Origin of the sequence: Leucobacter sp. 7(1) (genome assembly GCF_900163635.1) — a bacterium.
GTDB lineage: Bacteria > Actinomycetota > Actinomycetes > Actinomycetales > Microbacteriaceae > Leucobacter.
The window spans coordinates 12,416-27,928 of the sequence record NZ_FUID01000094.1 but is presented as its reverse complement, the minus strand read 5'-3'; the positions used below and the strand labels follow the sequence as shown (position 1 = coordinate 27,928).

General features: G+C 57.4%; 13 protein-coding genes and 2 pseudogenes. 2 read left to right on the top strand and 13 right to left on the bottom strand.

The window, feature by feature from the left end; all coding sequences use genetic code 11:
- Window positions 1-611: 611 nt before the first annotated feature.
- From FM113_RS16525 to FM113_RS18250, 8 genes and pseudogenes are all read right to left on the bottom strand, one after another.
- Window positions 612-2,291, bottom strand: coding sequence for a DUF262 domain-containing protein (locus FM113_RS16525; protein ID WP_176387280.1), 1,680 nt, complete (start codon window positions 2,289-2,291; stop codon window positions 612-614).
- 204 nt (window positions 2,292-2,495) lie between these two features.
- Window positions 2,496-3,487: pseudogene (locus FM113_RS16520) on the bottom strand (IS3 family transposase); the annotation flags it as partial.
- A 233-nt stretch (window positions 3,488-3,720) separates the two neighbouring features.
- Window positions 3,721-4,374 carry a group I intron-associated PD-(D/E)XK endonuclease gene (locus FM113_RS16515; protein WP_087015926.1) on the bottom strand — a complete coding sequence of 218 codons (654 nt, stop codon included), beginning with the start codon at window positions 4,372-4,374 and terminating at the stop codon, window positions 3,721-3,723.
- 385 nt (window positions 4,375-4,759) lie between these two features.
- Complete coding sequence (locus tag FM113_RS16510) at window positions 4,760-5,605, bottom strand: DUF4062 domain-containing protein (RefSeq protein ID WP_140393399.1); 846 nt, start codon at window positions 5,603-5,605, stop codon at window positions 4,760-4,762.
- Between the two features lie 68 nt (window positions 5,606-5,673).
- Window positions 5,674-6,309, bottom strand: a complete 636-nt coding sequence (locus FM113_RS18650; RefSeq protein ID WP_087015924.1) for a TIR domain-containing protein — start codon at window positions 6,307-6,309, stop codon at window positions 5,674-5,676.
- An 8-nt stretch (window positions 6,310-6,317) separates the two neighbouring features.
- Window positions 6,318-8,240, bottom strand: coding sequence for a tetratricopeptide repeat-containing protein (locus FM113_RS16500; RefSeq protein WP_140393398.1), 1,923 nt, complete (start codon window positions 8,238-8,240; stop codon window positions 6,318-6,320).
- Window positions 8,241-8,316: 76 nt separating this feature from the next.
- Window positions 8,317-8,778, bottom strand: coding sequence for a TIR domain-containing protein (locus FM113_RS16495; protein ID WP_176387277.1), 462 nt, complete (start codon window positions 8,776-8,778; stop codon window positions 8,317-8,319).
- A complete protein-coding gene (locus tag FM113_RS18250; protein WP_176387276.1) occupies window positions 8,775-9,581 on the bottom strand; it encodes a rubredoxin-like domain-containing protein in 807 nt (268 codons plus the stop codon). Before FM113_RS18250 ends, FM113_RS16495 begins: the two co-directional genes overlap by 4 nt.
- A gap of 68 nt (window positions 9,582-9,649) precedes the next feature.
- Here FM113_RS18250 and FM113_RS16490 point away from each other — a divergent pair, with 68 nt between their 5' ends.
- Entirely contained in the window at window positions 9,650-10,273 is a 624-nt protein-coding gene (locus FM113_RS16490) for a hypothetical protein (RefSeq protein WP_087015921.1), read from the top strand.
- A 6-nt stretch (window positions 10,274-10,279) separates the two neighbouring features.
- The gene (locus FM113_RS16485) at window positions 10,280-11,272 is read left to right on the top strand and encodes a thymidylate synthase (protein WP_176387275.1); all 993 of its coding nucleotides are present in this window, start codon (window positions 10,280-10,282) and stop codon (window positions 11,270-11,272) included.
- 10 nt (window positions 11,273-11,282) lie between these two features.
- Here FM113_RS16485 and FM113_RS16480 read toward each other — a convergent pair whose 3' ends face one another.
- The 5 genes and pseudogenes from FM113_RS16480 to FM113_RS16460 all read right to left on the bottom strand — a co-directional run.
- Window positions 11,283-12,284, bottom strand: a complete 1,002-nt coding sequence (locus FM113_RS16480) for a nucleotide kinase domain-containing protein (RefSeq protein ID WP_087015919.1) — start codon at window positions 12,282-12,284, stop codon at window positions 11,283-11,285.
- Window positions 12,285-12,429: 145 nt separating this feature from the next.
- Window positions 12,430-13,539: a tyrosine-type recombinase/integrase gene (locus tag FM113_RS16475; protein ID WP_254909061.1), complete on the bottom strand. Its 1,110-nt coding sequence runs from the start codon at window positions 13,537-13,539 to the stop codon at window positions 12,430-12,432.
- A 64-nt stretch (window positions 13,540-13,603) separates the two neighbouring features.
- Entirely contained in the window at window positions 13,604-13,864 is a 261-nt protein-coding gene (locus tag FM113_RS16470; protein ID WP_176387274.1) for an AlpA family transcriptional regulator, read from the bottom strand.
- A 96-nt stretch (window positions 13,865-13,960) separates the two neighbouring features.
- The gene (locus FM113_RS16465; RefSeq protein ID WP_087015917.1) at window positions 13,961-14,308 is read right to left on the bottom strand and encodes a sulfate permease; all 348 of its coding nucleotides are present in this window, start codon (window positions 14,306-14,308) and stop codon (window positions 13,961-13,963) included.
- A 184-nt stretch (window positions 14,309-14,492) separates the two neighbouring features.
- Window positions 14,493-15,506, bottom strand: a pseudogene (locus FM113_RS16460) (C-terminal helicase domain-containing protein); the annotation flags it as partial.
- Window positions 15,507-15,513 lie beyond the last annotated feature (7 nt).

The following is a 15,513-nucleotide window of genomic DNA, read 5'->3' as shown; positions in this document are numbered from 1 at the left end:
AAGAACTGGCCCTCGCGGCCTGACTAGAACTGTCACCTGTTCCTGCATCAGACCCGAACCATCACGCTCAGACATGCAGGGAAGCTCAAACTCCTTGGGATTGGTCGAGGTCACGCCCGGACAGAGCTGATCTGTCTCGTCCACGGCAGCCACGCCATCATCGTCACGACCACAGGGGAAGTCCTCGGGAATACACCATCGACCCAGAAAAGGACTACCCAACGAAAACACCTGAACTCGCGTTTCCGCGGGTTCAGGTGTCCCTAATGTCCTGAGACATCGCATTTGTCGGGCTGACAGGATTTGAACCTGCGACACCTTGACCCCCAGGCAGACGGAACGGGCATTTTCGGCCAGATATCCGGGGTTTTGGCGTTCCATGCTTTGCAGAGCGCGTCACGTTTTGCACGCTTTACAGGACGTTGGCCACTAGATTGGCCCACTAACTTCGTGAGCTTCGCACCCATCGAAAGTTCGCATGTGGCGGGCTTATGGCCGCTGAATCCAAATCACCTGCAAGCCGAACCAGATGCTCTTCGTTCGGAGCTTGTGGATCGCGAACCAGTTGCCCGTACAGAGTTCTGACTTCCTAGGTGCCAAGTCGCGTTCGGCTAGATCATGCGCGGCCAAGTTGCCGATGCTTCAGAGGCAAGCTCGGCTTGTCTCTTTTCAATCTCGCTTGCAGTCCAGTCGGCCTGCGAACCAATTTCCTTCGTAAGTTCGTAATTGGACGACGCCAAGACCGGCTTCTTAACGCTGAACGGCCGATTGCCAATCAAGTCGTTCGGAACCTTCTGGAGCAACGCGTGATTCCCGAGTCGATCGACCCATTGCTTCCCCAGATCGCCAGGGAACGCAGGCCAGTCGGCCTCAGTAGCCTTCTTGGGCAATACATGCTCAAGGTTGATTTCGGCCTCGTCTGGATTGGCTACGAATTCGGGCTCTGCCTCGCCGCTCCTTTGGGCTTCGAGTGCCCGAAGATAATATCGAGAGAGAGAAGCCTTCAAGACGCGAACGCTCGAAAAGGCACTTTCGAATTCAGCGTCGCTGGGGATAATCGTCTCAAGCTTCGACAGCAGTTCTTCCGCCGTCTTCACTTCGCCCTTTCTCACAGCAACGGCGGCATCGCAATAGGCCTTTTCCGTCGATCCCCCTCCGATGCCACCGACGATTAGCCCGCGCACACCCCAATTGACCGAAAGCCGGAGAACCCGTTTTGCTTCTTTCATGGTGAAGTGTTGCAGAACAGCGAGAAGCATAGGTCGGATTTGCCCTAATGCCAGAAGGTTGAGTGTTTCAATGTTCAGTCTTGTTGATTTCCCCCAGGCAGACCAGTAGTCATCATCACTAGATAGCAGCGCCGCATACACCCCCGCTCCAGACTCGATTTCAGTCGCGAGTTCCATGGCTTGCGTAGCCGTCGTGACGTGACTCTTAATCTGCTTATACAAGTAGGCTTCCCGCGTCGCCCCGCGCTTCGAATTCCAGAGGTGCCTAAGGTAGGCAATGAAGAGATCCTGATCTGCATCGAGTGCCCCGAATGCGACAAGCCACTTGTCTCGCACAATCTCAAGCCCATTTGCCTGCTTAGACGCTCGCCCAAACAGGTAGTTCTTCAATAGATCGGAGAGTGTGAGGTTTGCGCCGCGATCATTCAGAGTTTCGAAAATCATGAAGGCGTCAGACTCGCTTGGAACCTTCACGTAGATGACGCGGAGGCCCGACTCAATAAACTTCCTCCACTGGACAAACGTGTCAACCCAGTTCGTTCCGGCTTGCTCTGCTTGCTCTTGTACAAAGGAACGAATTTTCTCGTTGGCATTCTCAAGAAGTCGATGCGAGTCACGTGTGGCCCCCACTGCTTCAGCATCAGGCACAACGAACTGCCTGAAGAAATGGTCATCCTCAGCGTTTAGGACAAGCTTCGGAACATGAGCGCCTTCCTCGTCCGAGAACATATTGAGGTACTCAGAATTGATCGCATTTGCTCGCGCAATCTCACCGTGCTCTTCGTAGTAGTCCCGCATCGCTACTAGGAAAAGTGTCGTCGTTGCAAGCCGTTGCTGACCATCGATAATGGTCAGCCTGGCACCTTCTTCGGAGGATAAGACGACAGTTCCCATGAAATGCTCTCTCTGAGAAGAACCGAAAGCATTCTTTATGTCGGAGCAAAAGTCATTGACCTGATCCGTCCCCCAGGAGTACGAACGCTGGTAGAGCGGTACCTGAAGAATCTCGACCTTGAGAAGGTAACCTACGCCCTTAAGATCAAAATCTATTTTGGTCGACACTTGCGCTCCCATTTCCTCGGCCTGGCCTGCCTCCTCACCATACCCTCTTGAAGCTCGAAGCTCGGACCCCGACGCTCGCTGGTCATGCCTGAGGCAAGGTTCCACGCGCTGGCGCTCAGCCCCCGGGCAGACGGATTGGCCGACCCCTGTCTTCGACTGAGGTTTAACGTTCGGGTCTGATGCACGTTTAGGTGACAGGTCTGGTCAGGCAACGAGGGCCTGTTTTTCGTTCAGGATGGTCTCGTAATCGACCGGCGTCAAACGGCCCAACCTGACCTGTCTGCGGCGTCGATGGTAGGTGCGCTCGATCCAGGTCACGATCGCTGACCGGAGCTCGTCTCGGGTGGCCCATGTCTTGCGGTTCAGGACGTTCTTCTGGAGCAAGCTGAAGAACGACTCCATCGCCGCGTTATCGCCCGCAGCGCCCACGCGACCCATCGAGCCGGCCATCCCGTGGCAGGTGAGTGCACGCTGTAGTTTCCGGCTTCGGAACTGAGATCCACGATCCGTGTGCAGCACACACCCTGCAACGTCACCGCGGCGAAGCACTGCGTTGTTCAACGCCGTTACCGCAAGCGCGGAAGTCATCTGCGAGTCGATGGAGTAACCCACAATCCGGTTTGACCACACGTCTTTCACCGCGCACAGGTAGAGCTTGCCTTCACTCGTCCAATGCTCAGTGATGTCCGAAAGCGATAATTCGTTCGGGGCAGCGGCCACGAACTCGCGCTGCACGAGATCGTCATGCACGGGCGGGCCAGGCGTTTTCCCTTTCCCGCGGGCTTTCTTCTTCCCAAACGCTGACCGCCAGCCCTGGTCTCGGCAGAGCCGCCATGCAGTCCGGTCGCACATCGGTTCTCCGAGAGCTTTCGCTTCGTCGGCGAGGAACCGGTAGCCGAACTCGGGGTCTTCCAGGTGGGCGTCGTGGAGCGCGTTCGCTCGATACGCCTGCGTAAGGTCTCGTTCAGTGACTGGGCTGCGGAGCCCATCGATAGTAGGGCTGGCGGGCGAGCTTGAGTACCCGGCACGACACCTGGACGGGGATCCCGTCACTGGTGAGCTCTTTCACGAGCGGGTAGAGCCTTTCCCGGCAGGTGCGCCTGGGCAAGATACGCGGCCGCACGTCGGAGTACTTCCACTTCTTGTTCGAGGAGCTTGTTGCGTTTGCGTAGCTCACGCAGCTCAGCATTCTCGGACCGCGTGACACCGGGTTTCTGGCCCTGTTCGACGCGTTCCTCTCGGAGCCATTTATCGAGGGTTCCAAATGGATACCGAAGTCGTACGCGTTGCGCCAGTGTCACTTCCGGACCACGATCCGACGCGATCCTCACGACGTCGTCACGGAACTCTTTGGGATAACGAGGAGGGCATAGGTTCATCCTTCCAGGCCAGCCGAAACTAGCCATGTTGAATGTCACCTAAACGCGCATCAGACCCAAATGCCTCCCAAAGCGGGTTCAGACCCTTCCAAGCTCAAGAACGACGGGAGCAGGAACTCCTCATACTGACTGAGATGAATAGCATGTAGACCCCCAACCGCCGCGAATGGGATCGCATAGCATTCGAGTTCGCTATTCACGATGAAGAAATCATCGATCTCATCCGGACGGTAGACGACGCGCTGCCCCCGACTCGTTGACAGGTACACCTTCCAAGTCTTCCCGACACGAACCCGTGTCGTTTTTACCTGCACCCGTCTTGTCACCGCAGCTTGAGTCACCAGCAAGTCGAATCGAGCGGGTTCCAGCGGCCAGGACACGCTGTACCCGCTCAGGGTGAACCATGTTGCGGCAAGCAGTGATCCCGCTCGATCAAGGTTCTCTGCACTCGGCGCAGCGTTCCCAATCGGAGTAGCAGCTTGACGGCTATTGAAGTGCTGTGACGAGATTCCCAAGCGGGTCGAGTGTCCCTCCAGAGTGCTTGCGGCCGCGGAACCCGTGGCTCCGAGCGTGCCCGCGACTTCATCCCAGGACGACGCACCGGCAACCGCAAGACGCAGGCTCTTCTCCGTCCAAGTTCGTTGCCCCACAAAGTGGCTAACGTCGAGAGAAAGCTCCTGTGCGCGATTCCGTGCGGACCGCATCGCCCCAGATGACGACTCCGGTAATCCAAGTTCACGCAAGACCCCGCGCCACGAGTGAACCGCCGCAACTGCAGCGGCAAGGCGTTTGTCTGAGTACCTCCGCTGGCTCGACATACGTCAACGATACCGGGCACCACCGACGTTCTGATCCCGGTGGACCGACCCGCACCGGGCAAGCTCAGAAAACGAACAAGGTCCGGTCAACAACACGTTGACCGGACCATTTGGTCGGGCTGACAGGATTTGAACCTGCGACCCCCTGACCCCCAGGCGTCCAAACGGTTCGGCTCTCACCAAGAACCGCGTGATTCCACGGGTCAGATCATGCAGAGCACGTCACGAAATGCATGGTTTGCATGACTCTGGTCCCCTTTTGGTCCCCATGTCAGATGTCAAAGACCCGCTCGCGGGGCTCTCCGTCCTCAGTCCACTTCACGAGAATACTCGTCGGGATGCCATCAGCGATTGCTAAGTCGTACCGGAAGCGCTGAAATTGCCCTGCATGAATAGTTCGCGGGCGATCACCCTCGTAAAGCAAATTCGCCGGCCGATCTCCTGCCCTGGCCGTGAGGCCCTCGGCATCTTTGTCGCCGTCATTCCTGACATCAATAAACCGGCGTGTTTTGGGCTTCAAACGGCCCTTACTGTCATGCGAGGCGATACTTTCGCTTCCCGCTTGCGCTACCAGCTTGACGCCGCCAACTGACGGATCAGGTTGGGGTTGGGCGAGAGCAAGTGCATCAACATCACTCTCAATAGCTGCCCACACCTTAGCGATCAGTTCTTCGGAATTGCTATAAGTGCCGTAGAGGCTCCGCTGAGATAAGTCCTCTTGGAACTGACGCAAGGCGGTGAGTTGTTCTATATCAACATCATGTGGATGTGGTGCCGTGGAGAACCAGAGGTGCACACGCCTACCATCTGCGATGGCACGATCGACTTCCTCAACCGTGCCAGATATTGCCGCCGGAGTCGCCGTGCCGATCCGACTGCCAAAGATACCGATAACTACATCGGCATTGTCAAGCAACGCAGCATTGATAATCGCCTGCGGATGCGCTCCCGCCTGCGGCACTACTGATTCCCAACGCAACGGCACAACGACAACACCGCGCGTGCGCGTGTTCGACTCGTTCCAGCTGGAAATTGCTTGCTGCACAGCCTCCCTTGACTCACTTACATCACCGGGCGAAGCAACCATCACATATAACACCGAGGCAGATGAAGTCATAGCACCATTTTACGAAGAAGAGTCGTCACGAAGGTGCTCAAGTTCGTCTCCTTGCACACCCGGAATACCTACTGCGATTCACACGACGAGTTACGCTCGCGCAGCTTGCCACCAACCTGGAGCAAAGACCTGCGAGTCGTACGTCCATCGAAAGCCTCCTGAATCCAATTCCTGAGAACAGTCTGACTCGATGGAGGAACATAGTAATTCGCGTAGCTCTCCTGACTACTTGGCGCAAGGTTAGCTGATAGTCGATCGGGGATTTTGGGGCTCGTCCCCGCAACGGAAGGCAGCTGAACTGCCAATAGTCCGTTCGGGGTAGGGTCGGAGCGAAGGCTCGTATATATTTCCCAATCAACAAACTTGCGCGCCCAGGTGCATTCCCCAATAGCCACAAGGGTCACTGTCGAATCCCGCAAGAACTTAGACTTTATTGTCTGTCGAATATAGCCAACGTTCGTGGAATCTATGATGTCGGAGCCATCTTCTTCCATGCCGATCGCGCGTGGTATGAAAACATCGGTATTTCCTTCAATGAATTCCAGAACCTCGACAGCGTCCACGGCATGATAGCTAACGAAAACTTTGTGCCGAATTGGCGACGAGAGAGTTTTTCGTTCCCCCTCTGCGACACTCTGGTATTTCCGCGTAATCGCCGCCAACTCACGAAGCGCACCCTGAGTGCGCGAACTGTACAAAACCATAAATACCCCTATCGAGCCTGTTCTATTACTAATCTAAGTCGTTCGATGACCTCTTCCGGGTCCCCGTGCCTAGCCAAGAAATTCAGCTGATACTTCGTGGATCGGATCTGATCGGCTCTACCATGGCGAACTGCTTCGGCGAACTGTTCAGCAGCCTCGTCGATGGGCCTGCCGCTCTCAAGGCACTCATGCAGCGTGAGCTCCGCGCGTGTTGCAAGCGCCCAATAATCGGTGGGCCCGTCCGCAATCGCGATCTTGTTTAGGAATCGTGACACCGTAAGGATCTCGTTGAACTCCTCACGGAAGGACTCGTCTCTATCTCGCCCACTGAGGCGTAGGGCCATAAGCAAGTTGACCCCGGTGTAGAAGCTGGGATCGCCTTCGAAGCCCGCACGATATTTCTCCGCCATCTCACGGAAGAGGTTCTTTGCAACGGCTGGATCACCGTTGTCGAGCTGGAGCTCTAGTTCCCGCTTTAGCAGTCCTCCCCAGCTACCGTAAGTCTCCGAATCCACGTATCCGGCGGTTTCAGCATCCTCAAGATACCCACGAGCTGTCCGCCACAGTCCCTGTCGGGCTACAGGATCACGCTCATCCTCACCTAGACGCCGGTATACCATGACACATTCTTGGAGCCAGACTCGATGTAGTGGATCGTCCAGACCTGGTTGGGAAAGTTCTAGCAGAGCTCGCGCGTCCGCGTAGTCTTCTTCTGCATGTAGTCCGATTGCGAGTTCGATCCGAAGGCTACGGCGTAGTCCTTCGTGAACTCCAGTCGCGTTGCTCAACCACTCCGCGGCAGCCTTCATCGCGTCGGGGTCGGAGGACTTGATCGCCAGCCCAATCTTCTCGCGCGCACCATTCTCAGCAGTCAAGGCGGCGGTAAGTTGGGAAAGCTGGGAGAAGGGCCGCTTCACAGCAGCCAGGTCGAACCAGCTATGAGCTGGGCTGTCAATTTCGAGCTCAGCAGTGGCACGTCGAACGACCGGGCGAAGTGCTTTTATCGCATCTTCAGCTTGCATATCCGAAATCGATTGGCCCCGAACGAACGAGTGAATGCGGATCATGTTGATATCGAATGGTGGCGCATGCCGCGCTTGTCCTTCAACATGTGGGTTAACCAGAACTGTGGAACGGTCGGCGAAGATGTGCCTCACGCCGAGCTCATACGCAACGTTAAAGTTCGCGGCTGTGAGGTCAACCAATGCTAGATCCGAGTTAGCTAAGGCAGCGATCATGCCGGAATGAATAATCCCGCTGTCGGTCTCCAGATCTGCCCTGTTCCAGCTAATATCAGCGTCTTCCAGTAACGGACGATATATCCGGTGAAAGGCCGGATCGCAGTCAACCTTCTTCCCGCTTCGAACGTCTTTCTTCACCCCATAGGGCATGACGATGAAAGCTGATAACTGATCGTGGATAGGAGACAAATCGAGCGTGAAGTGCCCTCTCTCCTCGGCTCGCAGGACAAGATTGTCCGTAACCGTCGGTTCCTCCGGATTTGGAGTCGGGCGAATCGTGATGACCCAAAGACGCTCGTCGGTCCCTTCGGCCAAAGCACGGGCATCATCAAGCATTGTGAGGTTGTGTTCGTTGAACGCTTCGACCGTTTCTCGGACAGGATGATTTCCCTCGACCAATTCAACGGCAGTATCACTAACTATTCGGTCAAAATGCGTTAGCCAACGTGTACCTCGAGATTCAACGCTGGTTTTCCTGAAATCCTCCTTGGCAAATGGAAGGAGAACTCGTAGCGGAATGCTTTCTAACAGTGCTGCCCGCGCGAAAAGAATGTCTGAGCCTGAGGCCAATGCCCCAACTAAGCGGGTTGGCTTGAGGGATTGAAGGAGTCCTCTAAGCCGCGTCAGAAGTTCGTCCTCGACCGTTTCCGGCAATCGAGCCGGTTCTCGCCCGTCTTCGTCAGCTTGCACCCCTGCGTAAACGACTATCACTTCATCACCCCAAAAGTTGGATTTTTCCTGGTGCAGGTCTGGTGATGCATCAAGCTCATCGCCCGCATGTTGTTTGTGTGTTCATCGGCATGTTCCTGCCCCGAGAGGTGGCAGCGATAGCTCGTTCGATCGCATCGTCAAACTGATTGACGTCAGAGGGCGCGTTCCAGTCGAGGATCTCAGCACCGTAATCAGTCAGACCTTCAGGAATAGTCGCATTGGGGTCTATTCTTATCCCGACTATTCCCTTGCCTTGTTCCTTGGTCCACTGAATCTCCTTCTCAACCCACTCGCTCTGGGCCGTTTCCTTGCCTATGAGCACGATCGTTGCGGACGATCCCTTGATCTTTTCTTTGATCTTTCGGCTTATGTAGTCCGAGTCTTGGCTTTTCACAGGGTCCAGCAAATGGCGTCCAGTGAAGTCGACATTGACGTTCTTGTTGTAAGTCATCAGGTTCAGACCACGTGCCTTCATCTGGTCTGCATGTTGGTAGCTGATGAACACGCGGCGGGTCATAGGTCCTCCTCTGCTGGCACAAGAGTTGCCATCTGCTTGCAGAGGGGGCACTTCTTTAGCAAAGCCCCGCTCTTGATCACGTAACCGCACTCTCGACATCGCCATTTGCGGTTCTTGGAGCTGTTTGGGACTTTGGATAGCTCCGTGTCGGTCTGGTAATAATCTGCGGCGTCTTGCCAAGTGAAGCCGCTCTCGCGACCCCACGAAGGGTATGCGTACCCAGATCGGGCACGTGCGAAGCTCTCGACACGAGCTACTTCGTTCAGGTACTCCGTTGTACGGTCAGGCCGCTCGTCGCAGAGTTTGCGAAGCGCGGAAGTCGCCGCAGGGTCGATTGGCTTCATCGTCCGGAACTGCGCGCCACAGATCATCGACAAGGGCTCGGGCAGGTCGGATACAAGAATGGGGTCGATAAAGCGCATCGTCTCCGCTCCGAGCGCGTAGTCGCGATTGACCGCTCCCTGCGTGCCTTCGGTGTACCAGCCGACGTGATAGTAGCCGGATACGACCCGACCCTGGTGTCTTCTCCGGGTTGTTAGGAAGAACACGGTAGCGGCACCGTCGTGGACGATGCGATTTCGCATCGACGGTTCGCACGTTGAGAACAGTCCGTACGTCCCTGTCTCGATGTTCGGGTCGCTCTTGTTGTCGCCTGGGCGGGTGATCTCACGGACCGGCCATCGAGCAAGAGGATCCGAGAAGTAGACAGAGAGGTAGCCGCGTCCGGTGTCTGCGAGCTCTCGCCAGGGGTCGCCAAGGCGACGCGCCGTTGCGCCTCCGACCGTGAACCCTCTATTCCGCATATTTTCATGCTAGGGGTGACCTCTGACATGGCCTAGAAGCCACGCTGGCGAGGCAAAGGAGCTGCAGCATGATGGACACGAAACTCAGCATCCGTTCGGGGTCTGTGGTCATCTTCGAGGGACTCGATAAGACGGGTAAGTCCACCCAACTTGAGAGGCTCCGAACTGTTGTCGATACCGACTCGACTGTGTTCGCCCATATGCCAAGTGGATTCACGCCGTTCACCAAGACCTTGTACTCGGCTCTAGAAGGTGAAGCTGTGGCTGAGAAACCCACGTCCGGGCTGGCCCAGCAACTCGCACACCTGGCGTGCCATGCAGAGTCGATTTTGGAGCTTAGGAGGGCGATCGAAAATCAGTCGTTGATCCTCGACCGCTGGTGGTGGTCAACCCTTGCTTACGGCTGGTACGGAGGCTCGGTGGAGCAGTCAGGCTTGTCTGAGACGAGCTTTCGTGAACTCATCCAGACGATTTGGGCTCCAGTCGTACCTTCTGTCGTTTTCGTGTTCCTCGAACCCCATCATCTTGACAACAACAACACCGATGGTGTCGAAGCAGGCTACCGTGCGATCGTCAAAGAGCATTCTGATCTTGCCGTTGTCATTCCGGCAGACACTGAAGAATCAACAAATGCGTTGGTGATTGAGACTCTTCTGAGTCGCGGTTTAGCGGTGCACGGAAGCGAGCGGTGACCTATCGTGACTATTTACGCTGACACCCAAGCTGCCTTTGTAGAAGAATTGCGATGCATCACTGAGTCAGGCGAAAGCTTCAAGGTTCGAGGCGAAAACACACTCGAGTTGCGTGCGCGACTCATTGAAATTTCGAACGTCCGTGCTCGACATATTGTTGTGCCTCGCCGGCACAACAACGTTTTTTCATCCATTGCTGAAAGTATGTGGGTAATCTGCGGACGCAATGATTTGGAATACCTCGGAGCGTACTTGAAACGGGCTTCGGAATTCTCTGACGACGGAGTTACTTGGCGAGCTAGCTACGGTCCGAGGTTGCGGAACTGGAATGGGATAGACCAGCTGGCGCAAATAGTCAGCATTCTCCGCGCTGATCCTTCCTCGCGACGCGCGGTCGTCAGTATCTACGACCCTGATCGCGACTTCGTTGAAAGCCGCGACATCCCATGCAACAACTGGCTCCATTTTCTTGCCCGAGACGGGCGCCTCGATCTACATATCGCTGCCCGCAGCACCGATATCTGGTGGGGGTTCTCGGGTATCAACGCCTTCGAGTGGACATTACTCCTTGAAATGATGGCGCGTTGGCTCGGTGTTGACCCCGGCCGTCTTGTCTTCTTTAGCTCCTCTCTGCACCTTTATGAACGGCATTTCGAGCGAGCTCGTGAAGTCGTGCGGGCTCAGGAACACCTTGGACAACGTTCTGGCGTTGAGGCGCAAGCCCGGTTCGATACCGACTGGGAGCAGTTGAAGCGGGAGCTAGAAGAGTGGATGCGACTTGAAGGTCAGTTACGCGCTGGACAAGAGCTAAAAGAACTCGAATGCGCTCTTACTGACCCTCTTCTGATTTCCTACATTCGAATGATCGATCTATTCTGGGCGGCGAAACGGGGCGCCGGACCCTACACTCTCGATCGCATGATCGAGAGACTTGGAGACACTGGACTTGCCACCGCTGCGACAGAGTACTTCGGTCGACCCAATCACAGGCAGCACTGATACCTAAAACTCAGACGATCAATGCATGTTGACTTAGCCTGGCTGAGGCTCGCCCGTTTATACCCCACTTTGGAGGAAAGAACGGAGTTGCTGGCAGTCCATGGGGCGAGAACTGCTGCTTGATCCGACTACGATTTCCGATGCCTCGTATTTGAGGATGCATTACTCGTGCGTACTTGTCAGTTTCACAGAAGAGATTCTGACAATCGATAAGAGTCAACGACCGACCAAACAGATCGTCAAACTGGATGTCGTTATGGACGAATTGTTCTTCCTGCGTCTCAACCATCCAACGAATGACGTCTTCAGCGGGTGCTCCGTCAAGATCTGGGAAGCACTTTGCGATCCCGCTGCGGGCGCCTGGGCCTGGAACAACAAAGTCATTCTCATCAAAATCGATCACCGTGGTGTAGTTGAGGTCGATCGCGAGCTGATATGCAAGGAACGGGCCCAACGACGGGAACGACAGGATTGTCTCGAACACTTCGCGGAGCGACTTGGCCGCAGCTACCTGTGCGACGACTCCTGATCTCATCATGTGTTCGACAAGGAGGAGATGGTTTCGGTGCTTACGCGCTGCACCGAACGGGGGCGGCGGGATTATGTACGCGGCCGAGTACACCCTTTCGCCACGTGCGAGCAGGCGATCGAGAGCTCCGCTGAATTGTTCGACATCAAAGGAGGCAGCTGTGACTTCACCGAACTGAGACTCAAGCGTCTCCCATGTCGAAGGCTTGTTGAAAAAACGGAAAAGCAGAACTCGGAGCACGACGTCATCTGCGTTTTGAGGGCCCGTGTAGGCCACTCGTATCAAGTCCTGGGACACACGATCAGCGGCACGATATGCGTTCGTAAAGCGGAAGCGCGAGATTATCGGGTCGTCAGTCCAGGGTGCGGGTTTCCTCTGCAATCGTGCGTGATAGACCTGTTGACGTTCCGCCGCAAGATGCCAGTAAGAAGAGAGCGCCTCGGAGGCCTGAAGACTATGGAGACCAACTTGCACGCGGCGCATACCTTCTCCCGTCCTTTGGCCTCGACTCCTTGATCCAAGGTTGCCATGTTCGGCCTTGCCGAAGCGGGAGACGCGCCACATCCTGAGGACAGCGCCTTAGCGATACCATCGGCCCCTTGGTGTCGCTCAACGTTCGCGAGCATCATTATCCGGCCCTACCAAAGGCTCGCTCAAGGTGCTCCGCGGTGACGGGGTTCACGGTCTCGTTGCGTTGGATGTAGTGCTGCATCGTGATCCGCGGATCGGTGTGCCCGAGCAACTCGGAAGCAAGTAGCGCGCCTTGCGCATCGTTGACGACCGTGGCGACAGTGCGGCGGAATCGGTGCGGTGTGACATTCTCAATCCCAGCGTCATCCATCACATCGCGCAGGAGCCGGCGGATATTGTTCGTTGTGTGCGGCGTCCGGGCTCGCGTGCTGAAGAGGAGCGCATCCGGATCGGTTTCTCCGCTTCGGAGAAGACGTGAGCGGACTGCGTGCAACGCGAAAGAAGGCAGGGCGACGCGGCGAACTGAACGATCGGTCTTCGGATGATCCTGACGATGGGTGAGCTCGCCCTTGCGGCTGATGATCGTTCCAGCGATCCGTGCGGTCGGTATCGGGCCATCCAGGTGAAGATCCTGGAGTCGGATCGCGAGAACCTCGCCGATGCGCGCCGAGGTGCCGAGCATGACCTCGACGATCTGTCCGATCTGTCGATCCGGCCGCGGCCCCGAAAGGATGCGGCGCGACTCCCACGCTTTGATCGCTGCCCGGATGTCCTGCACCTCATCGATGGTGAACGCGTCTGGGATGGTCTTCTTCCGGTGTAGACGGGAGACGTGGTCCATGGGGTTGCGGGGCAGGATTTCGTGGCGGACGGCGAGCGCGAGCGCGAGCCGGAGCACAACTCGGGCGTGCTTGGCTCGGCTGTAGCTGCGTCTGGCGAGTTGTTTGAGGAAGTAGTCGCAGCGGGCGACGCCGACTTCTCTAAGCGTCAGCTCCTTGAACGTCGGCATCACGAGGGTGCGCATGTCTCGTTCGTAGAGGTTTCGTGTGGTTCGCGAGAGGCGGTCTTCGATCTCCATGTCTTCGAGCCAGTAGGCGACGAGTTCCGGGAAGGGACTGTCGGCGCTCATCCCGTTGAAGCCAGGTTGATAGAGGGAGCGTTCGGCGAGCTTCTGCTTCAGCTTCCGCTCGGCGGCGGATCGTGAGGAGGCGGTGGCTTGAACAAGTCGATTCTTCCCGTCCCAGTCCCGATATCGGGTTCGTGCCACGTAGTTGCCGCATGCTTGAGAGGAGGTCGCGATGACTCCGAAAGTGCCGATAGGGGTGCGGGGCCTACCCACGCGTGCCCTCCGCTCCGGGAAAGGTGGCGGCGCCGGGAGCTTGGACGTCTGGCTCGCGCATGGCCCCCATCCAGGTTCGGATGTCGTTGACGCCGAACATGATGCGCTTGCCAAAGCGATATGCGCGGGGACCTTTGCCGTTGGTGCGCCAGTCGTAGATGGTTGAGATGGGAACGCCAAGGTAGTCGCCGAGTTCGTTGATGTTCAGGAGCGGTTCTAGGCCGTGCCGGTCGGGCTGTGGTTCTTTGTTCATTCCTCCAGTTTCGAAGTGCTCAGCTTGACGAACGTCGCCGAAGGCTTCAACAAAACCGATGTCGTGACCGCTGGCGGGAGTTCCGGTACGGGTAGATCAACCGCGGTGATGCTCACCGATCGCTACGACCATGCTCCGGACGCGATGCTCCTGGATACGGGTTCGGGTCAGAAGTACCAGGCTGACAGGCCCCATCGCGAGGAACTTCAGTGCGTTCCAGAGGCAGAGGAGGACGAGGAGGTTGAGCCATCCGGGGCCGCCGTCTGCGATGAGGGTCGTGAAGGCACTCGCTGCCAGGAGGTAGGGCACCGCGAGCAGCATCGCGGGCACGCCCCACTTGAGTCCTCGTCTCGTTCGGATGGCGTCGAGGAGAATGTTGGTGGGCATGTACCGGCGCAGGAACGTGCGGGCGTGGATGCTGAGGGTCCAGAGTTGGCGGATCATGACGGCAGTCCTCTTCTAAGGGGTCTGGCGACAAAGAACCTTGAAGGACTGCCCGTATTGGGCGATCATGCCGTCACGCTCGGGGTGACGGCGACACACATTTGAAAGCCGCCTTGCTTGTTCTTCCACTGTACGTCGCACTCACTACGTACGGAAGGCTCAGTGAAGTCGGGCCGGGCTGCGTTCAGAGCGCAACGCCCCGGCCGGTGCGTGCCTGCGATGTCGGGATCTCGACTTCTGGCTGCGGCCCTGTTATCCGGCGAAGGGTGGACAGTGCTGCTTTCGCGCGGGCTGCGTCGATCTTCTGCGCATCGCTGTCGGGCGCTGCACCGAGCGGCGAGCGACTGGTGATGCCGTATCGATCGCGATAGGCGGCCACGGTCCGCGCCTGCCGTCGCCACCCGGTCGCAGTGCGCTGCTCTACTGGCTTCTCTCCGAGCGCAAGTGTCCACTCCTCACCCTCGGAGACGGCTTGGTCGAGCACCGCATCAGCTCGCTGCTCGATGAGGTCGCGGCGCTCGGCAAGGGCCATTCGCATGTCGACGCTCATGGTGCCTGTCGCTTCGGGGATGAGGCCAGCGATCAGGCGTGGCGGCTTGCTGGTTCGCCCGGAGCCGGCAGGTCTGGCAATAGCGCGGGCGAGGCGGTGGTGAAGCACCGAGGCGATATCGTCGGCATCCGCGAACTCTCGGGCTGCGATCAAACGCGGCATGAGCGTATCGACGTTGTGGCGGTTCGCTTCCGCCCGACGGAGTTCTGCGGCGAGCGCGCCGAACGTATCGGAGCGGATTGCGTCTTCTGTCTGCTCGTCGGTGAGTCCGGAGTGTCTGAGGAGGGTGGTGAAGCGGTCGTGTTGGGCGGCTTGCGCGATCGTCTCGTACTCGGCCGCGAGTTGGGCGATCGATCCCCATGCTTCTTGTTCTGCGGTGAGTGTTTCGTGTGCGGAGAGTTCGGCGCCGACGTGCTGGAGCACTCCGTAGAGGACGGTGCGCGCGGTCGCTTCGGGGTCGTCTGCGGGGTGCGGCACGTCGTGGTTGTCGTCGGGGCGGTCGGTGGCGACGTAGACGAGGTTCGTGTGCCGCCCGCGGGTCATCGCGACGTAGAGGTTTTCCCTCGTGGTGGAGGAGTCGGCGAGGACGTGGGAGGTGTCGGTGGTGATGCCTTGGGCTCTATGTGCGGTGACGGCGTAGCCGAGGTTCCCTAAA

Coding starts and splice junctions, on each gene's coding strand:
- FM113_RS16470 (WP_176387274.1), bottom strand. CDS start 13,864: ATGAACAAAGAACCACAGCCCGACCGGCACGGCCTAGAACCGCTCCTG.
- FM113_RS16510 (WP_140393399.1), bottom strand. CDS start 5,605: ATGACTTCATCTGCCTCGGTGTTATATGTGATGGTTGCTTCGCCCGGT.
- FM113_RS16495 (WP_176387277.1), bottom strand. CDS start 8,778: ATGACCCGCCGCGTGTTCATCAGCTACCAACATGCAGACCAGATGAAG.
- FM113_RS18650 (WP_087015924.1), bottom strand. CDS start 6,309: ATGGTTTTGTACAGTTCGCGCACTCAGGGTGCGCTTCGTGAGTTGGCG.
- FM113_RS16465 (WP_087015917.1), bottom strand. CDS start 14,308: ATGATCCGCCAACTCTGGACCCTCAGCATCCACGCCCGCACGTTCCTG.
- FM113_RS16515 (WP_087015926.1), bottom strand. CDS start 4,374: ATGCGGTCCGCACGGAATCGCGCACAGGAGCTTTCTCTCGACGTTAGC.
- FM113_RS18250 (WP_176387276.1), bottom strand. CDS start 9,581: ATGCGGAATAGAGGGTTCACGGTCGGAGGCGCAACGGCGCGTCGCCTT.
- FM113_RS16490 (WP_087015921.1), top strand. CDS start 9,650: ATGATGGACACGAAACTCAGCATCCGTTCGGGGTCTGTGGTCATCTTC.
- FM113_RS16480 (WP_087015919.1), bottom strand. CDS start 12,284: ATGCGCCGCGTGCAAGTTGGTCTCCATAGTCTTCAGGCCTCCGAGGCG.